Origin of the sequence: Brevibacterium daeguense (assembly GCF_021729135.1) — a bacterium.
Taxonomy (GTDB): domain Bacteria; phylum Actinomycetota; class Actinomycetes; order Actinomycetales; family Brevibacteriaceae; genus Brevibacterium; species Brevibacterium daeguense.
Map to the genome: position 1 here is coordinate 1 of NZ_JAJTWW010000055.1, position 318 is coordinate 318.

1 other RNA gene is annotated in these 318 nt (G+C 45.9%); it reads left to right on the forward strand.

What is annotated here, in order from left to right:
* Nucleotides 1-318, forward strand: a transfer-messenger RNA (tmRNA) gene (gene ssrA, locus LXN01_RS16035); the annotation flags it as partial.

The following is a 318-nucleotide window of genomic DNA, read 5'->3' on the forward strand; positions in this document are numbered from 1 at the left end:
ATAGTTCGAGCTTGAGTTGCGAGTCGGGGGGATCGTCCTCGTTATCAACGTCAAAGCCAATAATAACTGGCAAAGAAAAACAAAACCTAGCTTTCGCTGCCTAATAAGCAGTAGCATAGCTGATCCTCCGTGCATCGCCCATGTGCTACGGTAAGGGTCTCACTCTAAGTGGGCTACACTAGTTAATCTCCGTCTGGGGTTAAATAGAAGAGCTTAATCAGACTAGCTGAATGGAAGCCTGTTACTGGGCCGATGTTTATGCGAAATGCTAATACGGTGACTACGCTCGTAGATATTTAAGTGCCGATATTTCTGGAC